This window comes from Pararhodobacter sp. (assembly GCF_036802785.1).
Lineage (GTDB): Bacteria > Pseudomonadota > Alphaproteobacteria > Rhodobacterales > Rhodobacteraceae > Pararhodobacter.
Map to the genome: position 1 here is coordinate 1 of NZ_DAIRVN010000045.1, position 24,215 is coordinate 24,215.

The 24,215-nt window shown below is 64.4% G+C and carries 24 protein-coding genes; 16 read left to right on the plus strand and 8 right to left on the minus strand.

Annotated elements, in window-relative coordinates; genetic code table 11:
- The 8 genes from V7Q53_RS14855 to doeB all read left to right on the plus strand — a co-directional run.
- Nucleotides 1-612: TRAP transporter small permease (locus V7Q53_RS14855; protein WP_442954437.1), on the plus strand; the 612-nt coding region annotated here is incomplete at its 5' end.
- A 12-nt stretch (nt 613-624) separates the two neighbouring features.
- Nucleotides 625-1,911 carry a TRAP transporter large permease gene (locus tag V7Q53_RS14860; protein ID WP_333829407.1) on the plus strand — a complete coding sequence of 429 codons (1,287 nt, stop codon included), beginning with the start codon at nt 625-627 and terminating at the stop codon, nt 1,909-1,911.
- 10 nt (nt 1,912-1,921) lie between these two features.
- Nucleotides 1,922-2,359: a universal stress protein gene (locus V7Q53_RS14865; protein ID WP_333829408.1), complete on the plus strand. Its 438-nt coding sequence runs from the start codon at nt 1,922-1,924 to the stop codon at nt 2,357-2,359.
- Between the two features lie 7 nt (nt 2,360-2,366).
- The gene (locus V7Q53_RS14870; RefSeq protein WP_333829410.1) at nt 2,367-3,128 is read left to right on the plus strand and encodes a maleate cis-trans isomerase family protein; all 762 of its coding nucleotides are present in this window, start codon (nt 2,367-2,369) and stop codon (nt 3,126-3,128) included.
- Complete coding sequence (eutB, locus tag V7Q53_RS14875) at nt 3,125-4,102, plus strand: hydroxyectoine utilization dehydratase EutB (protein WP_333829411.1); 978 nt, start codon at nt 3,125-3,127, stop codon at nt 4,100-4,102. The genes V7Q53_RS14870 and eutB overlap by 4 nt, the downstream gene beginning before the upstream one ends.
- Nucleotides 4,102-5,085 (plus strand): ectoine utilization protein EutC, encoded by a 984-nt coding sequence (eutC, locus tag V7Q53_RS14880; protein ID WP_333829412.1) that lies wholly within the window; start codon nt 4,102-4,104, stop codon nt 5,083-5,085. Before eutB ends, eutC begins: the two co-directional genes overlap by 1 nt.
- 13 nt (nt 5,086-5,098) lie before the next feature.
- Nucleotides 5,099-6,280, plus strand: coding sequence for an ectoine hydrolase DoeA (doeA, locus tag V7Q53_RS14885; RefSeq protein ID WP_333829413.1), 1,182 nt, complete (start codon nt 5,099-5,101; stop codon nt 6,278-6,280).
- 3 nt (nt 6,281-6,283) lie between these two features.
- Nucleotides 6,284-7,279: a N(2)-acetyl-L-2,4-diaminobutanoate deacetylase DoeB gene (gene doeB, locus V7Q53_RS14890; protein ID WP_333829414.1), complete on the plus strand. Its 996-nt coding sequence runs from the start codon at nt 6,284-6,286 to the stop codon at nt 7,277-7,279.
- 6 nt (nt 7,280-7,285) lie between these two features.
- Here doeB and V7Q53_RS14895 read toward each other — a convergent pair whose 3' ends face one another.
- The gene (locus V7Q53_RS14895) at nt 7,286-8,182 is read right to left on the minus strand and encodes a LysR family transcriptional regulator (protein ID WP_333829415.1); all 897 of its coding nucleotides are present in this window, start codon (nt 8,180-8,182) and stop codon (nt 7,286-7,288) included.
- A 227-nt stretch (nt 8,183-8,409) separates the two neighbouring features.
- Between V7Q53_RS14895 and V7Q53_RS14900 the strand changes: the two genes are divergently transcribed.
- From V7Q53_RS14900 to V7Q53_RS14935, 8 genes are all read left to right on the plus strand, one after another.
- Nucleotides 8,410-9,192 (plus strand): 5-oxoprolinase subunit PxpA, encoded by a 783-nt coding sequence (locus tag V7Q53_RS14900; protein WP_333829416.1) that lies wholly within the window; start codon nt 8,410-8,412, stop codon nt 9,190-9,192.
- 15 nt (nt 9,193-9,207) lie between these two features.
- Nucleotides 9,208-9,441, plus strand: a complete 234-nt coding sequence (locus V7Q53_RS14905; RefSeq protein WP_333829417.1) for an acetyl-CoA carboxylase — start codon at nt 9,208-9,210, stop codon at nt 9,439-9,441.
- A 3-nt stretch (nt 9,442-9,444) separates the two neighbouring features.
- The gene (locus V7Q53_RS14910; protein WP_333829418.1) at nt 9,445-10,812 is read left to right on the plus strand and encodes an acetyl-CoA carboxylase biotin carboxylase subunit; all 1,368 of its coding nucleotides are present in this window, start codon (nt 9,445-9,447) and stop codon (nt 10,810-10,812) included.
- A 10-nt stretch (nt 10,813-10,822) separates the two neighbouring features.
- Nucleotides 10,823-11,698 carry a 5-oxoprolinase subunit B family protein gene (locus V7Q53_RS14915; RefSeq protein ID WP_333829419.1) on the plus strand — a complete coding sequence of 292 codons (876 nt, stop codon included), beginning with the start codon at nt 10,823-10,825 and terminating at the stop codon, nt 11,696-11,698.
- Entirely contained in the window at nt 11,688-12,662 is a 975-nt protein-coding gene (locus tag V7Q53_RS14920; protein WP_333829421.1) for a biotin-dependent carboxyltransferase family protein, read from the plus strand. The genes V7Q53_RS14915 and V7Q53_RS14920 overlap by 11 nt, the downstream gene beginning before the upstream one ends.
- A gap of 78 nt (nt 12,663-12,740) precedes the next feature.
- The gene (torT, locus tag V7Q53_RS14925) at nt 12,741-13,814 is read left to right on the plus strand and encodes a TMAO reductase system periplasmic protein TorT (RefSeq protein WP_333829422.1); all 1,074 of its coding nucleotides are present in this window, start codon (nt 12,741-12,743) and stop codon (nt 13,812-13,814) included.
- An 88-nt stretch (nt 13,815-13,902) separates the two neighbouring features.
- A complete protein-coding gene (locus V7Q53_RS14930; protein ID WP_333829423.1) occupies nt 13,903-15,405 on the plus strand; it encodes a sugar ABC transporter ATP-binding protein in 1,503 nt (500 codons plus the stop codon).
- Entirely contained in the window at nt 15,402-16,415 is a 1,014-nt protein-coding gene (locus V7Q53_RS14935) for an ABC transporter permease (RefSeq protein ID WP_333829424.1), read from the plus strand. Before V7Q53_RS14930 ends, V7Q53_RS14935 begins: the two co-directional genes overlap by 4 nt.
- Before the next feature lie 430 nt (nt 16,416-16,845).
- On the opposite strand, the gene V7Q53_RS14940 is transcribed toward V7Q53_RS14935, so the two are convergent.
- The 7 genes from V7Q53_RS14940 to V7Q53_RS14970 form a co-directional block, all read right to left on the minus strand.
- Entirely contained in the window at nt 16,846-17,508 is a 663-nt protein-coding gene (locus V7Q53_RS14940; protein WP_333829425.1) for a hypothetical protein, read from the minus strand.
- Between the two features lie 339 nt (nt 17,509-17,847).
- Nucleotides 17,848-18,669, minus strand: a complete 822-nt coding sequence (locus V7Q53_RS14945; protein ID WP_333829426.1) for a sulfite exporter TauE/SafE family protein — start codon at nt 18,667-18,669, stop codon at nt 17,848-17,850.
- Nucleotides 18,670-18,740: 71 nt separating this feature from the next.
- Entirely contained in the window at nt 18,741-19,442 is a 702-nt protein-coding gene (locus tag V7Q53_RS14950) for a fumarylacetoacetate hydrolase family protein (protein WP_333829428.1), read from the minus strand.
- 14 nt (nt 19,443-19,456) lie between these two features.
- On the minus strand, nt 19,457-20,635 hold the full coding sequence (locus V7Q53_RS14955; RefSeq protein ID WP_333829430.1) for a winged helix-turn-helix domain-containing protein: 1,179 nt from the start codon (nt 20,633-20,635) through the stop codon (nt 19,457-19,459).
- A 102-nt stretch (nt 20,636-20,737) separates the two neighbouring features.
- On the minus strand, nt 20,738-22,372 hold the full coding sequence (locus V7Q53_RS14960; protein ID WP_333829431.1) for an ABC transporter ATP-binding protein: 1,635 nt from the start codon (nt 22,370-22,372) through the stop codon (nt 20,738-20,740).
- Nucleotides 22,369-23,235 carry an ABC transporter permease gene (locus tag V7Q53_RS14965; RefSeq protein ID WP_333829432.1) on the minus strand — a complete coding sequence of 289 codons (867 nt, stop codon included), beginning with the start codon at nt 23,233-23,235 and terminating at the stop codon, nt 22,369-22,371. The genes V7Q53_RS14960 and V7Q53_RS14965 overlap by 4 nt, the downstream gene beginning before the upstream one ends.
- Complete coding sequence (locus V7Q53_RS14970; protein WP_333829433.1) at nt 23,225-24,202, minus strand: ABC transporter permease; 978 nt, start codon at nt 24,200-24,202, stop codon at nt 23,225-23,227. The genes V7Q53_RS14965 and V7Q53_RS14970 overlap by 11 nt, the downstream gene beginning before the upstream one ends.
- Between the last annotated feature and the right edge of the window lie 13 nt (nt 24,203-24,215).

The following is a 24,215-nucleotide window of genomic DNA, read 5'->3' on the forward strand; positions in this document are numbered from 1 at the left end:
GCCTCAGACACGCCACCCCCGCCCGCCACCGGTGATGACGATCTCCCGGCCTCCGCCTACCGCTCCAGCCTGCCCGGCCCGCTGGGCTGGCTTGACAATGGCATCGCGCGGATCGAGGCGATCCTGCTCGCCGCCGGGGTGCTGCTCATGGCCGCGAATACCGTCGCCAATGTCGTGGGCCGTTTCGTTTTCAGCAGTTCCATCCAGTCCACCGAAGAGGTGAACCGGGTTCTGATCATCATGATCACCTTCGCCGGCATCAGCTATGCCGCGCGCCACGGCCGCCACATCCGCATGACCGCGTTTTTTGACCTGATGCCCGCCCGCGCGCGCAAGCTTCTGATGATCTTCATCGCGATTACCACCGCCTTCGCCATGTTCGCCCTCGCCTGGTATTCCTGGGGCTATCTTCAGACCACGCTGGGGCGCGGGCGGCTGCTGCCCTCGCTGCAGATCCCGGTCTGGTGGACGCTGGTCTGGGTGCCCGTCGGCTTCTTCATGACCGGGCTGCAATACCTGCTGACCGCCATCAAGAACATCATCGAGAAGGACATCTACCTCTCGACCAATGTGCTTGAGGGATACGCCGATGAGAGCGAACAGGAAGTCTGAGGAGAGCGCGATATGGCACTGACAATCCTGGGCGTGATGGTGGTTCTGCTCTGTCTGGGCTTCCCCATGATGATCCCGCTGATCGCGGCCGCGGCGCTGGGTTTTTACCTCAGCTTCGGCGGGTTCGGGCAGATGGAGACGATGGTTTCGCAGATGCTGGCGGGCATTCGCCCCGCCTCGCTCATCGCGGTGCCGATGTTCATTTTTGCCGCCGATATCATGACCCGCGGCCATTCCGCCGGGCGGCTGATTGATCTGGTGATGGCCTTTGTGCGCCACAAGCGCGGGGGTCTGGCGATTTCCACCGCTGCGGCCTGCACCATGTTCGGCGCCGTCTCGGGCTCCACTCAGGCAACCGTGGTCGCCATCGGCACGCCCCTGCGCCCGCGCATGCTCAAGGCGGGCTACAAGGACAGCTTCACGCTGGCGCTGATCGTCAATTCATCCGACATCGCCTTTCTGATCCCGCCCTCGATCGGCATGATCATTTATGGCGTCATCTCCAACACCTCGATTGCCGAGCTGTTCATCGCCGGTATCGGGCCGGGCCTGCTGATTTTGCTGCTGTTTTCAATCTATTGCTGGATCTATGCGGTGCGCAACAATGTCGCCCCGGAAGACCCGCTGCCATGGTCCGAACGTGCGCTGGCGGTGCAAAAGGCGCTTTGGCCGCTGGGCTTTCCGGCGATCATCATCGGCGGCATCTATGGCGGCATCTTCTCACCGACCGAGGCAGCGGCGGCCTGTGTGCTTTACGCGCTGATCCTTGAAATGGTCGTCTTCCGCACACTCAATGTCAGCGGCCTGATCGCCACCGCGCGCTCCACCGGCCTGATCACCGCCGTGGTATTCATTCTGGTCGGTGCAGGCGCCGGGTTCTCCTGGATCATCTCGTTCGCACAGGTGCCGCAGGCGGTGCTGGGCGCCATCGGGGTTGACCAGATGGGGCCGATTGGCGTGCTGTTCGTCATCTCCATCGCCTTTTTCATCGGCTGCATGTTCGTCGATCCGATCGTGGTGATTCTGGTTCTGGTGCCGATTTTCGCGCCGGTGGTGAATGCCGTGGGGCTGGACCCGGTGCATGTGGGGGCGATTGTCGTCTTGCAGGTGGCTATCGGCTCTGCCACGCCACCATTCGGATGTGACATCTTCACCGCCATTGCCGTTTTCAAACGACCGTATTTTGAGGTGATCCGCGGCACGCCGCCGTTCATCGTGATGCTGCTGACGGTCTCGGTGCTGTTGATCTTCTTCCCGCAGATTGCCCTCTTCCTGCGCGATCTTGCCTTTGCCCGATAGGAGGGGACAGATGTTTTCCAAGATTCTTGTGCCCTTTGACGGCTCCAACAGCGCCGAAGGGGCCATTCGCAAGGCGGTTGAACTGGCCGCACTGACGGGCGGCGAGATTGTGCTGCTGACGGTCTACCGCCACCATTCGATGCTGGAGGCCTCCTTTTCCATGGTCCGCCCCAGTGACCCCGGCAATATGGACGAGATCCTGCGCCGACACGCGCAGGAGGTGGCAGAGCATGGCAAATCCATCGCGCGCGAGGCCGGGGCGGAAAAGGTGCGCGCCTTCATCAAATCCGGCCCGCCCGCGCGCACCATCGTCGCCTGGGCCAAGGACAAGGAAGTTGACCTGATCGTGCTGGGCAGCCGGGGGCTGGGTTCGGTCGAAGGGTATCTTCTGGGGTCGGTTTCGCACAAGGTGACGGGGCTGGCGAAATGCCCCGTTCTGGTAGTCTGAGGTCCGCATGCCCATAACCCCGGTTTCCCCCTCCCTTCCCGGCACCGATACGCCGTCCGCGCCCGTCCGTCTGGGCCTGATCGCCCTCGCCACCGACCTGACGCTGGAGCATGATCTGGCGCAGCTTCTGCCGGATACGACACGCCTGCATGTCACGCGGCTGGCCTTCGCCAACCCGACAACGCCTGAGAACCTGCGCGCCATGGCGCCCGGTATCGCGGCAGCGGCAGATCTGCTGGTGCCGGGGATTGATCTGGCGGCTATCGGCTTTGGCTGCACCTCGGGCGCGGTGGTGATCGGCGATGCGGCGATTGACGCGGCCATCGCCCTGGTGCGGCCCGGCGTGCCGGTCTGCACCCCGGCGCGCGCGGCGGTGCAGGGGTTCCGTCATCTGGGCATCACCCGGATCGCGCTGCTGACGCCCTATGTGGCGCAGACCACGGCGCCCGTCGCCGAGTATTTCGCGCAGGCCGGGCTGGAGGTGGTGAATACCCACGGGCTGAACATGGAAGATGACCGCGATATCGCGCGGCTGACCCCGGCCGCGCTGCGCCCCGCCGCGCGCCACGCCGATCACCCGCGCGCTGAGGCACTGTTCGTTGCCTGCACTTCAACGCCCGTGATGGCGCTTATCCCGGCGCTGGAGGCGGCGCTGGGCAAACCCGTGCTCAGCTCCAATCAGGCACTGGGCTGGGCGATGCTGGCGGCGGCGGGCATCGAGGGGCGCGGGCCGGGGCAATTGTTCGCCCCTGTCGCCGGTGCCGCATGACGCCCGGTCTGGCAGAGTTTCACGCCGCGCAGACCCGCCTGCAGGGCCACCTGCGCCACACCGCCTGCCTCCGCTCGGACGCGCTTGCCGATCTCACGGGCGTTCCGGTCTGGCTGAAGCAGGAACATCTTCAGATCACCGGCGCGTTCAAGCTGCGCGGGGCCACCAATGCCATTCTGCAACTGCCCGCAGGGGTTGCGGGTGTCACCACAGCCTCGACCGGCAACCATGGCCGCGCGCTGGCGCATGCCGCGCGGGCGCTGGGGCTGCGCGCGGTGATCTGCATGTCGCGGCTGGTGCCTGAGAACAAGCGCGCCGCCGTGGCAGCGCTGGGGGCTGAGGCGCGCATCATCGGCGCCAGTCAGGACGAAGCCCTGCTGGAAGCCATGCGGCTGGTGGCGGAGGAAGGCTTTGCGCTGATCCCTCCTTTCGATCATCCGCATGTCATTGCCGGACAAGCCACGCTGGGGCTGGAAATGGCCGCCGCCGTGCCGGATGCCGCCGAGGTGCTGGTGCCCCTGTCAGGCGGCGGTCTGCTGGCCGGGGTGGCGGCGGCGATGAAGGCGGTGAACCCGTCGATCAAGGTGATCGGCGTGTCGATGGAGCGGGGCGCGGCCATGGCCGCCAGCCTCGCCGCCGGGCACCCCGTCGATACCCCTGAGCGCGCCACACTGGCCGATTCACTGGGCGGCGGGATCGGCCTGCAAAACCGGCTGACCTATGCCATGGTGCGCGACCTGATGGATGATCTGATCCTGCTGACTGAGGATGAGATCGCCGAGGGTATCCGCCATCTGCATCGGATCGAGGGGCAGGTGGTTGAGGGCGCGGGTGCGGTTGGTGTTGCAGCGCTTCTGGCCGGAAAACACCGCCCCAAGGGCCCCGTGGTGCTGCCCCTGACCGGCGCCAATATCGACCCGGCCCTGCATGCCCGCATCATCGCGGGCGAAACCCCTGATCCGGAGGCCGCCTGATGCCGCGCATCCGCATTCTGACCGAAGCTGACCTGCGCGCCGTCATCGACCTGTCGCCGGAGGTTATTGATTGCGTTGCCGATGCCTTCCGCGCGCTTGCGGCGGGAAAGGTGGTCATGCCGCCGATCCTGTCGATGGCGCTTGCCGAGCATAATGGCGAGGTAGATGTGAAAACCGCCTATGTGCCGGGGCTTGCGGGCTTTGCGATCAAGGTCAGCCCCGGGTTTTTTGACAACCCGAAGCTTGGCCTGCCCTCCACCTCCGGTTTGATGATGGTGTTTTCCACCCGCACCGGGCAGGTGCAGGCGCTGCTGCTGGACAATGGCTATCTGACCGACCTGCGCACCGCCGCTGCGGGCGCGGTAGCCGCAAGGGCGCTGGCGCGGGAGGATGCGACAAGCGCCTGCATTCTGGGCGCAGGGCTTCAGGCGCGGATGCAGTTGCGCGCGCTGACCCTTGTGCGCCCCGTCACCCGCGCTTCGGTCTGGGCGCGCGACGGGGCAAAGGCGCAGGCCATGGCGGCGGAGATGAGCGCACAACTGGGCCTGCCCGTCACTGCCAGCGCCGACCCGGCAAGCGCCGTGAGCGCGGCCGATATCATTGTCACCACCACGCCCGCCACCGCGCCCGTGGTGCGCGCGGACTGGCTGCGCCCGGGGCAGCACGTCACCGCCATGGGCTCAGACCAGCACGGCAAGAACGAGATTGACCCGGCGGCCTTCGCCCGTATCCGCTATGTGCCTGACCGCCTGTCACAAACCCGCGCTCTGGGCGAACTGCGTGTCGCGCTTGCAGTGGGTATCGTCGCAGACGGAACAGAATTTGCCGAGCTGGGCGCGGTATTGGCGGGGGACGCCCCCGGCAGACGATCCGCTGACGAGATCACGCTGGCCGATCTGACCGGAACCGGCGTTCAGGATACCGCCATCGCCACGCTTGCCCTGCAAAGGGCAGCGGGCGCAGGCGTCGAAATCGACAGTTGAGAAGCGCAGCATCATGCCCAACCCTGCCCCTCGTTTCAGCCGCACCGAATATGCCGCGCGGCTGAGCAAGACCCGCGCGGCCATGCAGGCACGCGGGATCGACACGCTGATCGTCACCGACCCGTCGAACATGGCATGGCTGACGGGCTATGACGGCTGGTCGTTCTATGTGCATCAATGCGTGATCATCGGCCCGCAGGGTGACCCTGTCTGGTTCGGGCGCGGGCAGGATGTGGCGGGGGCGCAGCGCACCTGCTGGATGCCGGATGCGGCGCTGATCGGCTATCCTGACCATTATGTCCAATCGACCGAGCGCCACCCGATGGATTATCTGTCAGCCCGCCTGACCGATCTGGGTTGGCACAGGGGCCCGGTCGGCGTGGAGATGGACAATTACTGGTTCACCGCCGCCGCCTGTCGCGCGCTGAGCCATCTGCCCGCCACGCTGGTGGATGCCACCGCGCTGGTGAACTGGCAGCGGCTGGTCAAATCACCCGCTGAGCTGGATTGCATGCGCCGCGCCGCGCGGATCGTGGAAAAGATGCATGCGCGCATACTGGACAAGGTGGAGCCGGGCCTGCGCAAGTCTGATCTGGTGGCGGAAATCTACGATGCCGCGCTGCGCTATGACCCCGATCTGGGCTATGGCGGCGATTATCCGGCCATCGTGCCCCTGCTGCCTTCCGGCAGCGATGCCGCCGCACCGCATCTGACCTGGGATGACCAGCCGATGAAGGCGGGCGAAGGCACGTTCTTTGAGATCGCCGGGTGTTACCAGCGCTATCACTGCCCGCTGTCGCGCACCGTATTTCTGGGCAAGCCCAGCCAGACCTTTCTGGATGCCGAAGCGGCCACGCTGGAAGGGATGGAGGCCGGGCTGGAGGCCGCGCGCGCGGGCAATACCTGCGAGGATATCGCCAACGCTTTCTTTGCCGTGCTGAAAAACCACTGCATCACCAAGGACAACCGCACCGGCTATCCCATCGGCCTCAGCTATCCGCCGGACTGGGGGGAGCGCACCTGCTCGCTGCGCCCCGGTGACCGCACCGTTCTGCAACCCGGCATGACCTTCCATTTCATGACCGGCCTGTGGATGGAGGACTGGGGCTTTGAGCTCACCGAAAGCATCGTCATTACCGAGGGTGCGCCGGAATGTCTGGCCTCGGTGCCGCGTCAACTTTTCATCAAGGCGTGAGCGATGAACCCCAACCCGATTTCCCCCACCATCCCCTTTGACGTGGACGGCAAGCACCACGGCTTTCTGCGCCTGCCCCATTCGCGCAACGAAAGCGCATGGGGCGCCATCATGATCCCCATCACCGTGATCCGTAACGGCGAGGGGCCGACGGCGCTGTTCACCGGCGCCAATCATGGCGACGAATATGAGGGGCCGATAGCCCTTCAGGCGCTGGCGCATGAGCTGGAGCCGGAGCGCATCACGGGCCGGGTGATTATCGTGCCCTATATGAATTACCCCGCCTTCCGCGCCGGAACCCGCGTATCGCCCATCGACACCGTCAACCTCAACCGCGCCTTTCCCGGCGCGCCTGACGGCACCGCCACGCATAAGATCGCCAATTACTTCAACGATACGCTGGTGCCGATGGCCGATATCGTGCTGGATTACCATTCAGGCGGCAAGACGCTGGATTTCCTGCCTTTCGCCTGCGCGCATTATCTGGATTCGGTCACCCAGCAGGAGGCCTGCGTGGCCGCCGTGCAGGCCTTCAACGCGCCCTATACGCTGATGCTGCGCGAGATCGACAATGTCGGCATGTACGACACGGCGGTCGAAGGGCAGGGCAAGGTCTTTGTCACGACCGAGCTGGGCGGCGGCGGGTCTGCCACTGCGCGCTCATCGCGGATTGCGCGGCGCGGGGCGCTGAATGTGCTGATCCATGCCGGTATTCTGGAAGGTGAGATCAAGGCAGAGCGCTCTGTCATGCTCGATATGCCGGATGAGGATTGCTATCATTTCGCCACCTCCGAAGGGCTGATCGAACCGCTGGTCGATCTGGGCGAGAAGGTTGAAAAGGGCGCGCCCATCGCGCAGGTCTGGCCCGCCGACCGCACCGGCCTGCAACCGCTGTGCTACTTTGCGCAACGCTCAGGCGTGCTGGTCGCGCGGCATTTTCCCGGGATGATCCAGACCGGGGATTGTCTGGCAGTGCTGGCCACCGCGATGGAGGATTGAGCGGGATCAGAGCTGCGGCGCGATAAAGCTGCGGCGGAAATAATCATAGACAAGCTGCACCTCGGGCGAGAATTCTGAGTTGCGTTGCCATGCCAGCCCCACATCCATCGAGGGCACCGGGGAATCGGTCTGCACAAGCTGGATGCGTTTACCCTCAAGCGACCATGGCCGGTACACCATGTCGGACAGAATGGTCACGCCCTGATGATCCGCCACCATCGAGCGCACCGCCTCGATGGATGAGGTGCGCAGCTTGATGCGCGGCTGCGATTTGTGCAGCGCCCAGTATTTCATGGTGCTGTGCGCGGCCTCATCGACGGTCAGCATGATGTAATCTTCTTCGGCGATCTCATCCATCGTGACCTTGCGGCGGCTGGCAAAGCGGTGGCTGTTGCCCACCCACAGCCGCCGGGGTGAGCGGAACAGGGTTTCGGTGTCCAGCTCTGGAGTGGTGATGTTCGAGGTCAGCAGCACCGCCAGGTCAAAGCGGTTCGACATCAGCCCCTCTTCAATCGCTTCGCGATTCAGCTCATGCAGGTTGATCGTCAGTTCAGGGTGCAACCGGCGCAGGCGGCCCAGATGATAGGGCAGGAAATAGCCGATCACCGTATAGGTCGCGGCCACCGTCAGCTTGCCCGACATGCCCGAGGCGCGGTATCGCAGGTTGCGCGCCTCTTCGATCTTGGCGAGCACCTCATAGGCGACCGCCAGCAGCTCCCGCCCGGCCTGTGTCAGCTCCATCCCCTGTGAGCTGCGCTCGAACAGGCGCAGGCCGATATCGGCCTCCAGCTCCCGGATGGCGGTGGTGATCGAGGATTGCGAGACCGAAAGCGACACCGCAGCCCGGCTGACCTGACCGGACTCTGCCGTGGCGACAAAGTATTTGAGCTGCCGGATATGCACGTCAGGCCCCCTTCATTATCGGAAAATACGAAAATACCGCTGTTGAAAAACTGATATTGCAGCCCATTGCAAATTGCAATGCCCCTGCAAATCCCGCTTTTCTAAAGGCTTCGCGGCGCTGCGGCGCGATTCATCCTTCGGATATTCCGAATTTATAGCAACAAGAATCAAAATTTTACTGTTGAAGGAAGTTGCGCGTACAGTTGTTGAAACGAGGGTGGAGCGCAATGAAACGCATCATTGATCTGAACTGCGACATGGGCGAGGGCTTTGGCCACTGGAGTTATGGCGACGCGCCGGACGAGGCGCTGATGGCCATCATCAGCTCGGCCAATGTCGCCACGGGTTTTCATGCGGGCGATCCTGCGCTGATGAACCGGGTTGTGGCGCTGGCCAAGGAACATGGCGTCAATATCGGCGCGCATCCCGGCTACCGTGACCTGCAGGGCTTCGGGCGGCGCTACATCAAATGCTCGGACGAAGAGCTGGTCAACGACATCGTCTATCAGATCGGTGCGCTGCGTGAATTCTGCCGCCGCCATGGCGTACGCCTTCAGCATGTCAAACCGCATGGCGCGCTTTACATGGAGGCCGCGAAGAACGAGAGTCTGTCAAACCACCTGATCGAGGTTCTGCGCGCCTGCGCCCCTGATCTGATGCTGTTCTGCATGGATATCTCGATCACCTACAAGGTGGCGCGCGCCTCCGGTCAGCCCGTGATCCGTGAGTTTTACGCCGACCGCGAATATGACAACTCAGGCTCGATCGTGTTTGCGCGCAAAGTCGCGCAGTTCGACCCTGAGCAGATCGCGCGGAAATGCCTGCGCGCCTGCCGCGAAGGGCGGGTGGAGACGGTCGAGGGGGGCGATATCCCCATCGCGTTTGAATCGATCTGCTTCCATTCCGACACCCCCGGCGCGCTGGAAATCGGGCGCGCCGTGCGTGCCGCCCTGACTGAAAACGGCATCTCCATCGCTTCTGCGGCGACGGTGCTGGAAAACGCTGCCTGACAGGAGAGACTGACCATGCCTGATATCCTTTCCCCCCTTCCCGGCACTTTCTATCACGCCCCGGACCCCAGCGCCGCGCCCTTCAAGAAGCCCGGCGACGCGGTTGCCGCCGATGATACGATCGGCCTGATCGAGGTGATGAAGACCTTCATCGAGGTCAAGGCCGAGGTTGACGGTACCTTCGACAGTTTTGTCGCCGAGAATGCCGGGCCCGTTCAGGCCGGCGAAACGCTGGCAAAGGTGCGCTGAGCCATGGCGATCCGCAAACTTCTTGTTGCCAACCGGGGCGAGATTGCGGTTCGCATCATCCGCGCCGCGCAATCGCTGGGTATCGCCACGGTTCAGGTTCATTCCGAAGCGGATGCCGATATGCTGGCGGTGAAGATGGCCGATGAGGCCATCTGCATCGGCCCGGCCGCGGCCGCAAAGTCTTACCTGTCGATCCCGGCAATTCTGAAAGCCGCGCAGGACACGGGCGCCGATGCGGTGCATCCGGGCTACGGCTTTCTGTCCGAGAACCCCGCCTTTGCCCGCGCCGTGGCCGATGCCGGGCTGACCTTCGTTGGCCCCGACGCCGCCACCATAGAGCGGATGGGCGACAAGGTCGCCGCCCGCATCGCCGCTGAAGAGGCAGGCGTTCCGGTGGTGCCCGGCTCAAAAGGCCGGGTCGAAAGTGAAGCCGCCGCGATGGAGGCCGCGCTTGCCGTCGGCTTCCCGGTCCTGATCAAGGCCGCTGCCGGTGGTGGCGGCAAGGGCATCCGCATCGCCCATGACGCAGACGAGCTGGCGCGCCTTGCCCCGCAGGCCCGCGCCGAGGCCGAGGCGGCCTTTGGCGATGGCGGTCTGTATATCGAAAAGGTCATCGTCAACCCGCGCCATATCGAGGTGCAGGTTCTGGGCGATGGCAAGAACGCCGTGCATTGCTTTGAGCGCGAATGCTCGCTGCAACGCCGCCGCCAGAAGGTCTGGGAAGAAGCGGGCGCCTTTGGCCTGACCGCTGAGACCCGCGCGGCGCTGTGTGACAGCGCGGTCGCGCTGGCCAGGGCCGTGGGCTACAGCGGCGCGGGCACCATCGAATACCTTTATGACGATGCCAGCGGGGATTTCTATTTCATCGAGATGAACACCCGCATTCAGGTTGAACACCCGGTCACTGAAATGGTCACCGGCATCGACCTTGTGGCCGAGATGCTGAAGATCGCAGGCGGCGCGCCTCTGTCGCTTCGGCAGGATCAGATCGCGGTCACCGGCCATGCGATCGAGGTGCGTATCAATGCCGAAGACCCGTTGCGCCAGTTCATGCCCTTTCCGGGCAAGCTGACCTCGATGGGGGTGCCCGAAGGCGATGGCATCCGCTTCGATCATTTTCTCTATGAAGGCTACCAGATCCCGCCATTCTACGATTCGCTGCTGGGCAAGCTGATCGTGCATGCGCCCACGCGCGTGGCGGCGATCGACAAGATGGCCGAGGCCCTGAGCACGCTCGAACTGGGCGGGCTCAAGACAACGATCCCCTTGCACCGGGCGCTGGCCGCATCCCCGGATCTGCGCGAGGGGCGTGTTCATACGCAGTGGCTGGAGCCCTGGCTGGCTGCCGGCAATCTGACTGCACCAGCATAGGAGGGACGACGTGAAAACCCGCTACACCTTTGGCGGTGACGAGCACATCTTCGTCGAAATGGACGACGAAATGTCGCTGGAAGCCTTCTTCAAGGCCATCGCCATGGCCCGTGCCGTCGAGGCCGCCAAGATCGACGGCGTGACCGAGATCCTGCCCGCAAATGCCTCGTTCGAGGTCCGTTTCAACCCTGACATCATCCACCCCGACACGATGATGGCCCGGCTGAAAGATCTGGAGAGCGCGGCCAACAATGCCGAGCGCCGGATGCAGACGCGGATCATCGAGATCCCGGTGTATTATCAGGACCCCTGGACGCATGAGACCGTCATGCGCTTCCGCGAGCGCCATCAGGACCCCAACGCCACCGATCTGGAATATGCCGCACGCATCAACGGCTATGACAGTGTTGAGGCGTTCATCGAGGCGCATCATTCCAGCCCGTGGTTTGTGTCGATGGTCGGTTTCGTGGCGGGGCTGCCGTTCCTCTATCAGCTTGTCGAGCGTGAAAAGCAGATAGAGGTGCCGAAATACCTGCGCCCGCGCACCGACACGCCCAAGCTGACCGTGGGTTACGGGGGCTGCTTCTCGTGCATCTATTCGGTCCGCGGGGCGGGCGGCTACCAGATGTTCGGCATCACCCCGATGCCCATCTATGACCCTGAGCAGAAGGTGTCCTACCTCAAGGACTTCATGGTCTTCTTCCGCCCCGGCGATATCGTGAAATGGAAGCCGATCGACCGCGCAACCCATGACCGTATCGCAGCCGAGGTCGAAGCCGGAACCTACCGGCCCCGCATCGCCGAGGTGACCTTTGATCTCGATGCGTTCAACGCCGACATGGCCGGGACCAACGCAAAGCTGATGGAGGCTCTCAATGGCAATTAAGGTCAGAAAAGCCGGGCTTTCCACCACCATTCAGGACATGGGCCGCCCCGGATACTTCCACCTTGGCATCCCCGAGGGCGGCGCGATGGACCGTTTCTCGATGCGGGTTGCCAACATGCTGGTCGGCAATGATGAGGGTGCGGCGGGGCTTGAGGCCGTGTTCATGGGGCCGGAGCTGGAATTCACCGCCGACACATGGGTCGCCGTAACCGGCGCCACTATGCCGATCTTTCTGGACGGCGACGCGCGCGAGGGCTGGACGGCGTTTCCGGTCAAGGCCGGTCAGGTGCTCAGCTTCAAGTTCCTGCAGGAAGGCGCGCGCATCTATATCGCCGTCGCGGGTGGGATTGACACGCCGAAACAGCTTGGCTCACGCGCAACCTATCCCATCGGGGCGCTGGGTGGCGTGAACGGTCGCGCCATCGCGGTGGGTGATGCGCTGCCCGTGGGCAAACCCGGCCAAGTGGCCGCCCGCGCGGTCGACGCCGCGCTTCTGCGCCCCAAGCAGTCGCCCGTGGCGCTGCGGGTGCTGCCGGGGCTTTACTGGGACCGCATCACCGAGGCCTCGCAAGACCGCTTCTTTGCCGAAGAATGGACCGTCGCGCCTGAGGCCGACCGCATGGGCTATCGCTTCCGTGGTGGTTCCCCCATGGAATTCGTGCCGCGCGATCAGCCTTTTGGCGCCGGGTCGGACCCGTCAAACATTGTGGATGGCTGCTATTCCTACGGCTCCATTCAGGTGCCGGGCGGGACAGAACCCATCGTGCTGCACCGCGATGCGGTGTCTGGCGGCGGGTATTTCACCATCGGCGCGGTGATCTCGGCCGATATGGACCTGATTGGCCAGCTGCAGCCGAATACGAAGGTGAACTTCGTCAAGGTTGACATGGAAGCGGCCCTTGTTGCGCGCAAAGAGCGGCAAAAGCGGCTTCAGACGATCCGTGAGGCCCTGAAGGCGGGCTGAACCCGCCCCGTGCCTGACACGAACGAAAACCGTGGCCCAAACCACGGCCGATGACCTGCAACAGAGGAGTTCTGAACGATGACCCATGCCCTGAGAAAAATGCTGCTTCTGGGTGCGACGGCACTGGTGCCGTTTGCGGCCAGCGCAGATGACGCCTGGTACCCCTACCCGGCGCAAGCGATCGAACCGGCGTTTTCCACTGACGGCACCGCTGTCGATGTGGAATATGTCCCGCTCGAAGCCGCGTCGCAGCCGTGGAATATCTGCGTGTCATTCCCGCATATGAAAGATGCCTACTGGCTGGGCGTCAACTATGGCGTGATCGACGAAGGCCGCCGTCTGGGTGTGCGGATGACCGTGGTTGAGGCCGATGGCTATACCGAACTGCCCCGCCAGATCAGCCAGATCGAAGACTGCGTTTCGGCCGGTGCCGACGCGGTGATCATCGGCGCCATCTCGTATGACGGCCTCAACAGCCTGATCCGCGAAGTGGCGGGCAACGGGATTCCGGTGATCGACGTGATCAACGGTGTCTCCTCGACCGATATCACCGCCAAATCGCTCGTGTCATTCTACACCATGGGTCAGGAAACCGGCCGCTATCTGGCCGAGGCCCATCCGGCGGGCAGCGATGAGGTCACCGTGGGCTGGTTCCCCGGGCCCGCAGGCGCGGGCTGGGTGGAAGCGGCGCATCGCGGCTTCATGGAAGCGATCGAGGGTTCCGCCGTGCGCGTGCTGGAGCCGCGCTATGGTGACACCGGCCGCGAGGTGCAGCAGCGCCTTGTCGAAGACGTGCTGACCGCCAACCCGGATGTGCGCTACATCGCCGGCACCGCCGTCACCGCCGAAGCAGCGCAGGGTGTGGTGCGTGAGCGTGGGCTGAGCGGGCAGGTGGATATCCTCGCCTTCTACATGACCCCGGGTGTCTATACCGGCATCGAGCGCGGGATGATCCTGGGTGCGCCCGCCGATTCCATGGTCATTCAGGGCCGGATCGCCGTTGATCAGGCCGTGCGTGCCCTTCAGGGTGAAGAGCTGATCCAGCATGTCGGCCCGCAGATCTTCGTGGTCGATCAGGATAATATCGCCGATGTGAACCGCGATTCTATCCTGCCGCCTGAGAACTTCTCGCCGGTGTTCAGCATCAACTGAGCTGAGATGCGCAGGCCGGGGCTTTCCCGGCCTGCGCCCACCCATCCATCCAACCATCCGCCCGCACACCGGGCCGGGAAGGCAGGCGATGACCCAACCTCCACTGATCAGCACGCATGGCCTGTCCAAGGCCTATCCGGGCGTCAAGGCGCTGGACAACGTGGATTTCGACCTGCGCGCGGGCGAGGTGCATGTTCTTTTTGGCGAGAACGGCGCGGGCAAGTCGACGCTGATTTCGCTTCTGGCCGGGGCGAACACCCCCAGCGGTGGCGAGATCCGCATGAAGGGCCAGCCCGTGACGCTTGCCTCCGTCGCCGGGGCGCAGGAACGCGGCATCTATACCGTTTTTCAGGAATTCTCGCTTATCCCCACGATGAGCGTTGCCGAGAACATCTTTCTGGGCCGTGAGCCAAAGGCGGGCCCCTTCATCAACCACCGCCAGATGCGCCGCGAGGCCGGGCGCATGCTGGCCGAGCGCGGCTTTGATATTGATCCTGCGGCGATGGTGGCGCAACTGCCGCGCGCCCAGCAGCAGATGGTGGAAATTGCCAAGGCGTTTCATGGCGATCTGTCGGTGCTGATTCTGGATGAACCCACCGCCTCGCTCAGCAACCGCGAGGTGGATAACCTGTTTGAATTCGTCCTGCGGATGAAGGCGGCGGGGCTGGGCATCATCTATATCTCGCACCGCATCAACGAATTCGCCCGCATCGCAGACCGGGTGACCGTGCTGCGCGACGGCGCCCGGATCGATACGGTGGCGATGGCCGATACCAATGATCAGGCGCTCATCGCCATGATGGCGGGCCGTGAGATCACCGATATCTACCCCACCATCGCCCATAACCCGGGCGAGGTGGTGCTTGAGGTGGAGAACCTGCACGCCTGGGGCGTGGACGGCGTGAACCTCAAGGTGCGCCGGGGCGAGGTGCTGGGGCTGGCCGGGCTGGTCGGCTCAGGAAAATCGCGCATGTTCCGCGCCATCGCCGGGGTCAACCCCACCCGCGAAGGGCGCGTGACCTTTCAGGGCAAGGACATCACCGGAAAATCCACGCGCAAGGTGATCGAGGCCGGGCTTTACTACCTGACCTCGGACCGCAAGCATGAGGGGCTCAACCTCATGACGCGGGCGACCGACAACCTGACCACCGATCTGATGATGGGCAGTTGCGCCAACGGCCCCTTCCTGCGTCACCGCGCCATCCGGCAGGAGATGGGGCGCATCTTTGACCATGTGGAACTGCACGCCCATTACCGCTCCCGCACCATTGCCCAGCTTTCGGGCGGCAATCAGCAAAAGATCCTCTTCGCCAAAAGCTTCTGTCACGGCAGCGAGCTTTACATCTTTGACGAACCGACCGTCGGCGTGGACATGGGCACACGCGCGGCCCTCTACCGGCTGATCGCCGAACTGGCGGAATCGGGCAAGGCCGTGGTCGTCATCTCGTCCGATCTGCCTGAGGTGATGAACCTTGCCAACCGCGTGGTCGTCATGGCCAGCGGGCAGGTCAGCGCGGAACTGAGCGGCGATCAGATCAATGAAACCGACATCCTGAAACATTTCTTCCAAGAGACCGGAGCAAACGCATGAGCACGGCCACCAAGACCCGTTTCTCGCCGCTGGAGATCGCCAGAGCGGTCTTCATCCGCGTCGGCGTGCTGCCTTTCCTGCTGGCCACGGCGCTGATTGTCTTTTCGCTGATGTCACAGGCCTTTCTGACCAGTCAGAACCTGCTCAATGTGGGCCGGCAGTCGGTCTATCTGATTCTGGTGTCGATGGGGCAGATGCTGGTGCTGATCTCCGGCGGGTTCGACCTGTCGGTGGGCATGGTGATCGCGCTCAGCTCGGTCGTATCGGCGATGACGATGGTTGCGCTGATGCCGATGTTTCCTGAAGCCGTCTGGCTCGTGATCGCCCTGGGTGCACTGGCCGGTTTCGTGGTCGCAGGCATCATCGGTGCGATCAATGGCGTGGGTGTGGCGGTCTTTGGCGTTTCACCCTTCATCATGACGCTGGGTGTGGCCTCGGTCGGGGCGGGGCTGGCGCTGTTTCTGACCGGGGGTGTGCCGGTCTCCAACCTGCCCTTTACCTTTGGCGACACTTTCGGCTTTGGCCGGGTGTGGAACATCCCCGTCCCGGTGCTGATTGCGATTCTGTTCATCGTTCTGATGTGGGGCTACATGGCGCATATGCGCCACGGCGCGCAGATCTATGCCGTGGGCGGCAATATCAAGGCCGCGAACCTGTCCGGCATCGACACGCGGCGCACGCTGATCCGGGTCTATGTGATGTGCGCCCTGATGGCGGGGCTGACCGGGCTTTTGCTGACCGCACGGGTGGAAACGGGCGATGCCAACATGGGCAGCAGCATGGCGCTTGAATCCATCGCCGCCTGCGTGATTGCCGGTGTTTCGCTGCGCGGCGGCATCGGCCGGGTGGAGAATGTGGTGCTGGGCGGGTTCTTCATCATTCTGGTGCAGAACGGCATGAACCTGGCGCAGATCAGCTCCTACATGCAGATGGTGGTGCTGGGGCTTTTGCTGATCCTTGCCGTCGTCTTTGACCAGATCCGCTATCGCATGATCATGGGTCAGCGCTGAAGCATATTGCAGAAAAGTGGGAACCCGGCTTTCTGCTTCTCTAACCTGCGGTACCCAAGAACAGGCAGGGACGGTTTTCCCGGCGGGATGACCTCGGCTAAGACATCCCGGACCACCTTTGGCCGCCGGCGATTCTGCCCGGCGCCGATGGCTGGCTCGGCAGATCGGCATGGGCGTCGGACCCATTCCCCGCAGTGTGATTGTAAAGCATACCGAGGGATGGTACCCTGACGAGGCCGAAATCTTCTGCCGCTGCGTCCGGGCAATGAACCGGGTCTATCTCCGGCATGCGTCAGGCGAGCCTGACGTTCCCCAAAGCGACAATCCAGCGCGCGATGCTTTCCGCGCCGGGATGAAGCGAGGGTGATGGGCAGGAATACTCAAGCTGCCATAGTGGAGTTTCGTGAACTCGCCTGCTGGTTGGCGGCGATCACCTAGGCGGCTCAGGTTCCGCCATCCCATTTCTGGGAAAAGGGCAGTGTCGCGACAGCTCTGCAAGAGCAGCATCCTTCCCCTCCGAAGAAAACTCGAAATCCAAGGGTATGGTCTGCGCCCCATACCAATCAAACGACACATGCAGCGCGCCACTTTGGGTCAAGAACGAAAGCGTCTCTCGGACGGACGAATTGTATTGCTCCATCTCTTCCTCTTCCCCGGATTGAGGCCGTGCAATGATCAGCGGGCTATAGCTGCTTTCCCCGATGACGAAAGCAATCTGCCCGAAGCTTTGGCCTGGGCTGCTCGGGTCTGTCCATCCGCCCCCCAGAATGTTTCGAGTTAGTCTTTGCGCGAGGAAAGCATATCCTTTTTCCCAGAAGTAAATCTCAATACCCGGTTCGGACGTCAAATCGCGCCTGAGCTGGCAAGAAACCCGGATTACCGCACTGTCAAGCGTGTCGCTCACGAGGTTCGCACGGGCGATAGCATGAACCTGATCACTGCCACGGCTTACATGGAACTCCCAGGCGCCACCAAGGCCCTCACGAAGGGCAAATGCCTGCTCCGCGTCATAGCTTCGGTTCGCGAATGCAGGGCCGGTGACAGCAATCAAGCAACACACGCCCAAAGCGAACAAGCTGGCATCATTCCGCATCTAATCACTCCTGCAAAGCCCCGAGCCTGACGCTACGGAGCCTGCCGCCGTCTGGCAAGGATTTCCCCCAATGACCGAACTTGCCGTCCTTGGAATGAAGGCTGAATCCTCCGGTGTCGTAAAAACGACGACCGACCTGCGGGCACTGGCCGAGCAGGCCGGTTCGACTGAGCGCGCCGCAGATGGTCTGGCGCGCGGGACGGGTCGGGCGAAGGCGTCGCAGGCCAAGCTCGCGTCCGCCACTCATTGTTCTGGGCAGGAGGCGGGCGACCTGAGCGGGAGGCGCGCACCGCGCAGGGCGCGATGGCCCGCGTGGCGGGATTGTTCCCGCCCCTTCGCTTACATCAGGATCGCGAAGACGAAGCGCAGACTGACCAGCGCAAGGAAGATGCCAAAGGCCAGCTCCAGCGTGCGCCGCGACAGGCTGTGTGCCAGCCGCACACCCAGATTCGCCGTGAGCACCGTGGTGGGCACAAACAGCACCAGCCCCAGAAGCGAGACAAAGCCGATGGCGTCAGGCGGCAGGTCGGTGCGGCCCCAGCCGGCAAAGATGTAACCCAGCGCGCCGGGGATCGAGATAAGCACCCCGATACCCGCCGACGTGGCGACGGCCTGATGGATCGAACGGCCATGCAGGGTCATGATGATATTGGCAATCTGCCCGCCACCAATCCCCATCAGCGATGACAGAAGCCCGATCACCCAGCCATAGAAGCGCAGCAGCCAGCCGGTCGGCAGGTCACTGGCGATATCCCAGCGCTTGGTGCCGCTGATCAGCTTGACGGCATTCACCCCGGCGACGACGACAAAGACCAGTTGCATCACCACCGGCGAGGCATAGCGCGCAACCACCGCCCCCATCAGAACCCCCAGAACGATCGGCACGGCCCAGCGCTTCAGCAAATCGGTATCGACCGCGCCGCGCGCCAGATGCCCCTTGTAGGACCGCAGCGAGGTGGGGATGATCACGGCCAGTGAGGTGCCCACCGCCAGCGGCATGCGCACCGCCTCGGCCACGCCCAGAAAACCAAAGGTCTCAAAGAGGACCGGCACCATCAGCGCCCCGCCGCCCACGCCGAAAAGCCCGGCCAGAACGCCCGTAAGCCCGCCTGCGACCAGCAGGATCGCGGCCAGTATGATCAGATCAGAGGAAAATTCCATGAGAGGGCCGCCGCTGAAGGTTGCTGTTCATGCGGGGGCCACGCGCTGGCGGCACCCCGCGCCGTTTCAGGTCAGACCACCGTGGTCTGCAGATCGCCCACGCCATCGACATGCGCATGCATCACATCACCGCGCTGCACCGATCCCACCCCTGCGGGCGTGCCGGTCATGATCAGATCACCCGGTGCCAGCTCAAACAGTTTTGACAGCTCGGCGATGATCTCGGCGGTTTTCCAGATCATCTGGTTCAGATCGCCTTCCTGACGCAATTCACCGTTGACCTTCAGCCAGACCGCGCCCTGCGCCGGGTGGCCGATATCAGCGGCGGGCACCAGCGCCGAGCACGGCGCGGAATGCTCAAAGGCCTTCGCGGCCTCCCAGGGGCGCGCGGCCTTCTTCATCGCGGCCTGAATATCGCGCCGCGTCATGTCCAGCCCGACGGCATAGCCATAGACGATATCCAGCGCCTTGCCGGGCGCAATATCCCTGCCGCCACCGGACAGCGCCACCACCAGTTCGATCTCGTGGTGAACATCCCCGGTCTGCGGCGGATAGGGAAAATCCTTGCCATCCGACAGCATGTTGCCGGGGTTCTTCTGAAAGAAGAACGGCGGCTCCTTGTCAGGGTCATGGCCCATTTCCACGGCATGGGCGGCATAGTTGCGCCCCACACAATAGACGCGGTGCACCGGAAAGCGCGCGCTGGTGCCGCGCACAGGCAGCGTCACCGGCGCGGGCGGGGGGATCACAAATGAGGGGGTTTGCGTAGTCATGCGGTTTTCCTCTGTCATTTCATCACGGTTTGCAAGGCGGGCGCGATCCCGTCGCTCCCGGTTATCCCGGCCAGCCGGGCAAAGCGGGCGATCTCGCGCTCAAGGCGCGCGAAACGGGCCGTGCCCCAGTGAACGCCGGGCTCCGGCCAGAAGCCGGTCACGCTCAGCCACCCCGCCGCGCGCTCTGCCTTCAGCGCGATCCGCCCGACAAAGCGGTCACCTTCCAGCAGCGGATAGGCGTAATACCCCCAGCGGCGCTGCGCGGGCGGCACGAACATCTCGTTGCGATAGTCAAAGCCGAAAAGCCGCTCCAGCCGCGCACGGTCACGGATCGCAGGGTCAAACGGGTTGAGCAGGCGCAGCCTTGCGGGGGCGGCGGGCGCGGCCTGAAGCCGGGCCTCGATTTCAGGATGAGCGAGCGCATCACGCCAGATACCGTCCGCCCCCTCGATACGCACGGGCACGGTGCGGGCACGCGCGGCCCAGTGGCGCGCCTCAGCCCCGGTGGCGACGCCCCAGAAGCGCGCCACCTCGCCCGGCGTGGCCATGCTCAGCCGGTCCAGCGCATCATCGCTCAGATGGGTCAGCGCCTCATGATCGTCCGGCCCCTCAAGCAGGGCCGCCGGAAACACCCGCTCGCCCAGATCATAGAACTTCACGAAATTCTGGCGGTGGCAGGTGGCCAGATCACCCGCATACCACATCTGGTCCAGCGCCTTTTTATGCGGCGGGCGCGCCCACATCTCACGGCTGGCGGCGCGGGTGTCGAAAGCATGGGTCGACAGCGGCCCCTCGGTGGCGATGCGCGCGCGGATGCGTTCAATCTCGCGCGCACCCAGCCCGGACTGGTGCCACTGATGCGCGGCAGCACGCGCCCCCAGCCTGCGGAACTGCACCTGCCAGTAGGGCAGCTGCGCAGTCGGGATCAGGCTGGCATCATGGGTGAAATGCTCGAACAGATCGCGCGAGGCCAGATGCGGCCAGAGCATGCCCTCGCGGAAGTTGCGGTTGCGGGACCACAGGATATGGTTGTGCGCGCGGGTGACATTGCGGATGGTATCAATCTGCAGAAAGCCCAGCGCCGCGATCATCCCCGGCACATCCAGCGGGCCCGAGGCCGGGCCGGAAAGCCCGTTCACCCACAGCCACAACCGCCGCGCATCGCGGTTGGCGATATCCAGCCGCGCGCTCATGCGGGCAGATCAGAGCGTGATGGCAAGGGGCAACCCTCCGGCAGCGTGGCTGTTGTGAGCGGACATTACACAACCCTCGTGGCCGGAAACAGAGGGGGTTTTTCACGCCACCGGAAGTAATATTGCCGGACCTTCGGCAGGAGGGTTCGCGGCCAGCAGCCTGCGCGTATAGGCATGGCGCGGCGCGTGCAGCACCGCATCGCGCGCGCCCGTCTCACGCAGCTGCCCGCCCTCCAGCACTGCAATGCGGTGTGACACACGCGCCACTACGCCCAGATCATGCGAGATGAACAGGCAGGTCAGCCCGCGTTCGCGTTGCAGGCGCTGGAACAGGTCAAGCACCTGCGCCTGTATCGTCACATCCAGCGCCGAGGTCACCTCATCGCAGATCAGCAGTTCCGGGTCAGCGGCCAGCGCACGCGCCAGCCCCACGCGCTGCTGCTGCCCGCCTGAAAGCTGTCGGGGCCGCCTGTCCAGCAGGATCGCGGCAAGGCCCATCTCATCCATCAGGGCGCGCGCCTCGGCCCGGGCGGCGGCGGCGGTCAGACCACGATAGAGGCGCAGCGGGCGGGCCAGAATTTCGGCCACGGTCTGCGTGGGGTTCAGGGCTGAGAGCGGGTCCTGAAACACAAGCTGGATGCGGCGGCGCAGGGCGGTGCTGCGCGCCCGCGCCGGGCCTGACACCACCGCGCCGCCCAGCAGGATCCGGCCCTGATGCCCGGCCATCACCCCCGCGATCACCGCCGCCAGCGTGGATTTGCCAGAGCCGCTTTCACCCACAATCCCCAGCGTCTCGCCACGCGGGACGACAAGGTTGATCCCGTCAAGCGCCGGGGTGGCGGCGGGGCCTGCGCCAAACAGCCGCCGAGGCCGGGCGTAGGCAAAGCTCAGCCCTTCCAGCCGCAACCCCTCGGCCCCGTGCGCCACAACCGGCGGCGGGCCTGCCACGTCGATGCGCGGAATGGCCGCCACCAGCCCGCGCGCATAGGCACTGCGCGGCCTGCCCAGCACCTCATCGGTCGGCCCGGCCTCGACAATCGCGCCGTCGCGCATCACGGCGACACGGGCACAGACCCGGCGGATCACGTTGAGATCATGGCTGACATAGACCAGCGTTGCTCCAAGGCGTTCCTGCACCTCCTGCACCAGCGCCAGCACCCGCGCCTCAACCGTTTTGTCCAGCGCGGTCGTCGGTTCATCCAGCACAATCAGCTCCGGCGAGCCGATCAGCGCGCCCGCGATCACCGCGCGCTGCCGCTGGCCGCCCGATATCTCATGCGGGTAGCGCCGCGCCAGCGTGGCCGGATCAGGCAGGCCGGTGCTGTCCATCAGCGCATGTACCTGCGCCATGACCGCCGCGCCGCGCAGGCCAGTGTGCAGGCGCACCAATTCGGCAAGCAGATCGCCCACGCGCATATGCGGGGTCAGCGAGGAAAGCGGGTTTTGCGGCACCATCGCCGCCCGCCTGCCCCGGAACGCCCTGATCTGCGCAGGCCCCAGCGCCAGCACATCGGTATCACCCACCAGTACCCGCCCCGCCGCGAACCGCGCGCCCGGGCGGGCATAGCCCAGCAGCGCGCGCGCCAGCGTGGACTTGCCCGAGCCGCTTTCGCCGACGATGCCCAGCGTCTCACCCCGCCCAAGCCGCAGGTCAGCGCCCTCCACGGCGGCGGCCTCGCGCCCGGCATCATCGCGGAAGGTGATCCGCAGGCCTTCAACCCTGACATGGTCGCTCATGCGCCCCTCTCCCCGCCCGAGAATCCGTAAGCCCGCGCCATCCCGTCCACCGCGAAATTGATGCCGATGATCAGCGATGACAGCGCAAGCGCCGGGAACAGCAGGAACCACGGGTCAGTAAAGACCACCGACATCGCCTCCTGCACCATCAGGCCCCAGTCCGGCGTGGGCTGGCTGATGCCGAGGCCCAGAAACGACAGCGCCGATATCTTCAGGATCGCGGCAGAGCAGCGGATCGCGAATTCCACCGCCAGAAGGCCCAGCAGGTTCGGCGCGATCTCGCGCAGCAGGATATAGGCCGGGCTTTCGCCGCGCAGTTCCGCCGCACGCACGAAATCCAGCGCGGCGATCGAAATGGCGCGCGCCCGCACCACCCGTACCACGCCGGGCGTATAGACAATGGCCACCACAATCGACAGTGACCAGATATCCTTGCCGAATGTCAGCACCAGAATGGCGATCAGCAGTAGTTCCGGCACCGCCATCATCGCATCGGTCAGCCGCATGATCAGGTCATCCGGCCAGCCGCCGCGATACCCGGCCACAAGGCCCAGCACCGCCCCGGCAAGCACCGCCGCACTGACACCCGAAAGCGCCACCAGAAGCGCCACCCGCCCGCCCGACATCAGCCTTGAGAAATAGTCGCGGCCTATCTGATCGGTGCCAAGCCAGTGTTCCGGCGAAGGGGGTGTCAACCCGTTGGTGACGATGGCGGAAACCGGATAGGGCACCAGCAGCGGCGCCAGCAATGCCAGCAGCAGGTGCGCTGCCACCAGCGCAACGCCGATCACGGTCAGCGGCGCGCGCATCGCCTTCAGCAGGGGGCGGCGACGCATCGGCGCGTCGAGCATTTCAACGGTCATTGCCCGCCCTCCGCACCCGTGGGTCCAGCGCCAGAACGGCGATATCGGCCAGCAGATTGCTCAGAATCACCGCGAATGCGGCCAGAAAGGTAATCGCCTGCACCGTCGGCACCTCGCGCTGCGCGATCGCGCGGATCAGCTCCAGCCCGATGCCGGGAAAGCGGAACACCGCCTCGATCACCACCACGCCCGAGATGATGCCCGCAACAAACTGCGCCGTGCCGTTCAGCATGGGGATCAGCGCAACCGGCAGCGCATGGACCATCAGCAACCGCCACTCCGGCACACCTGAAAGCCGCGCGCGTTCCACATATTCGCTGTCGCGCGCCTCAAGCAGACCGGCGCGCAGCAGGCGGAACTGATAGGCCACGCCCGATACCGCCAGCGCCATCACCGGCAGCACCGACACCGCCAGAACCTGCCCCGCCGGGGCGCTTTCAGCGATCATCAGCACGGCGGGCGCCCATCCCAGCCAGAGCGCGAAAACGATGATGAACACATTGCCCACCACGAAATCCGGCATCGAATAGGCAAAAAGCGTGCCACCCGATACCGCCGCATCCAGCCTTCCGCCGGGGCGCAGCGATGCGGCAATGCCCAGCGCGGTGGCAATCAGGGGTGTGAGAATGACCGCCACCCCCGCCATCAGCAGCGAGTTGAGCATCGGATGCCAGATGCGGTTGATCACCGGCTCACGCGTCAGAAGTGTGCTGCCGAAATCAAAGCTGACAAGGCCCAGAAAGACGTTGATGAACCGCTCAGGCGCAGGGCGGTCAAGGCCCAGCTCGGCCCGCATCCGGGCCAGATCGGCCGCGGAGTAATACATCAGTTCATCAGCCGGGATCGAGGCATCCAGCGCGTCGCCCGGCAGCACCTCGGTGCCGACAAAGACGATGGCCGACACCAGAAGCAGGATCAGGCCGGAAAGCGCCAGACGGCGCAGGATGAGGGATAAGATGACTGCCATGGATCATGCCCGC

Coding starts and splice junctions, on each gene's coding strand:
- V7Q53_RS14965 (WP_333829432.1), bottom strand. CDS start 23,235: ATGACCGTTGAAATGCTCGACGCGCCGATGCGTCGCCGCCCCCTGCTG.
- V7Q53_RS14950 (WP_333829428.1), bottom strand. CDS start 19,442: ATGACTACGCAAACCCCCTCATTTGTGATCCCCCCGCCCGCGCCGGTG.
- V7Q53_RS14960 (WP_333829431.1), bottom strand. CDS start 22,372: ATGAGCGACCATGTCAGGGTTGAAGGCCTGCGGATCACCTTCCGCGAT.
- V7Q53_RS14940 (WP_333829425.1), bottom strand. CDS start 17,508: ATGCGGAATGATGCCAGCTTGTTCGCTTTGGGCGTGTGTTGCTTGATT.
- V7Q53_RS14955 (WP_333829430.1), bottom strand. CDS start 20,635: ATGAGCGCGCGGCTGGATATCGCCAACCGCGATGCGCGGCGGTTGTGG.
- doeA (WP_333829413.1), top strand. CDS start 5,099: ATGCCCAACCCTGCCCCTCGTTTCAGCCGCACCGAATATGCCGCGCGG.
- V7Q53_RS14905 (WP_333829417.1), top strand. CDS start 9,208: ATGCCTGATATCCTTTCCCCCCTTCCCGGCACTTTCTATCACGCCCCG.
- V7Q53_RS14945 (WP_333829426.1), bottom strand. CDS start 18,669: ATGGAATTTTCCTCTGATCTGATCATACTGGCCGCGATCCTGCTGGTC.
- eutC (WP_333829412.1), top strand. CDS start 4,102: ATGCCGCGCATCCGCATTCTGACCGAAGCTGACCTGCGCGCCGTCATC.
- V7Q53_RS14930 (WP_333829423.1), top strand. CDS start 13,903: ATGACCCAACCTCCACTGATCAGCACGCATGGCCTGTCCAAGGCCTAT.
- eutB (WP_333829411.1), top strand. CDS start 3,125: ATGACGCCCGGTCTGGCAGAGTTTCACGCCGCGCAGACCCGCCTGCAG.
- V7Q53_RS14910 (WP_333829418.1), top strand. CDS start 9,445: ATGGCGATCCGCAAACTTCTTGTTGCCAACCGGGGCGAGATTGCGGTT.
- V7Q53_RS14935 (WP_333829424.1), top strand. CDS start 15,402: ATGAGCACGGCCACCAAGACCCGTTTCTCGCCGCTGGAGATCGCCAGA.
- V7Q53_RS14970 (WP_333829433.1), bottom strand. CDS start 24,202: ATGGCAGTCATCTTATCCCTCATCCTGCGCCGTCTGGCGCTTTCCGGC.
- V7Q53_RS14860 (WP_333829407.1), top strand. CDS start 625: ATGGCACTGACAATCCTGGGCGTGATGGTGGTTCTGCTCTGTCTGGGC.
- V7Q53_RS14900 (WP_333829416.1), top strand. CDS start 8,410: ATGAAACGCATCATTGATCTGAACTGCGACATGGGCGAGGGCTTTGGC.
- V7Q53_RS14870 (WP_333829410.1), top strand. CDS start 2,367: ATGCCCATAACCCCGGTTTCCCCCTCCCTTCCCGGCACCGATACGCCG.
- torT (WP_333829422.1), top strand. CDS start 12,741: ATGACCCATGCCCTGAGAAAAATGCTGCTTCTGGGTGCGACGGCACTG.
- V7Q53_RS14865 (WP_333829408.1), top strand. CDS start 1,922: ATGTTTTCCAAGATTCTTGTGCCCTTTGACGGCTCCAACAGCGCCGAA.
- doeB (WP_333829414.1), top strand. CDS start 6,284: ATGAACCCCAACCCGATTTCCCCCACCATCCCCTTTGACGTGGACGGC.
- V7Q53_RS14920 (WP_333829421.1), top strand. CDS start 11,688: ATGGCAATTAAGGTCAGAAAAGCCGGGCTTTCCACCACCATTCAGGAC.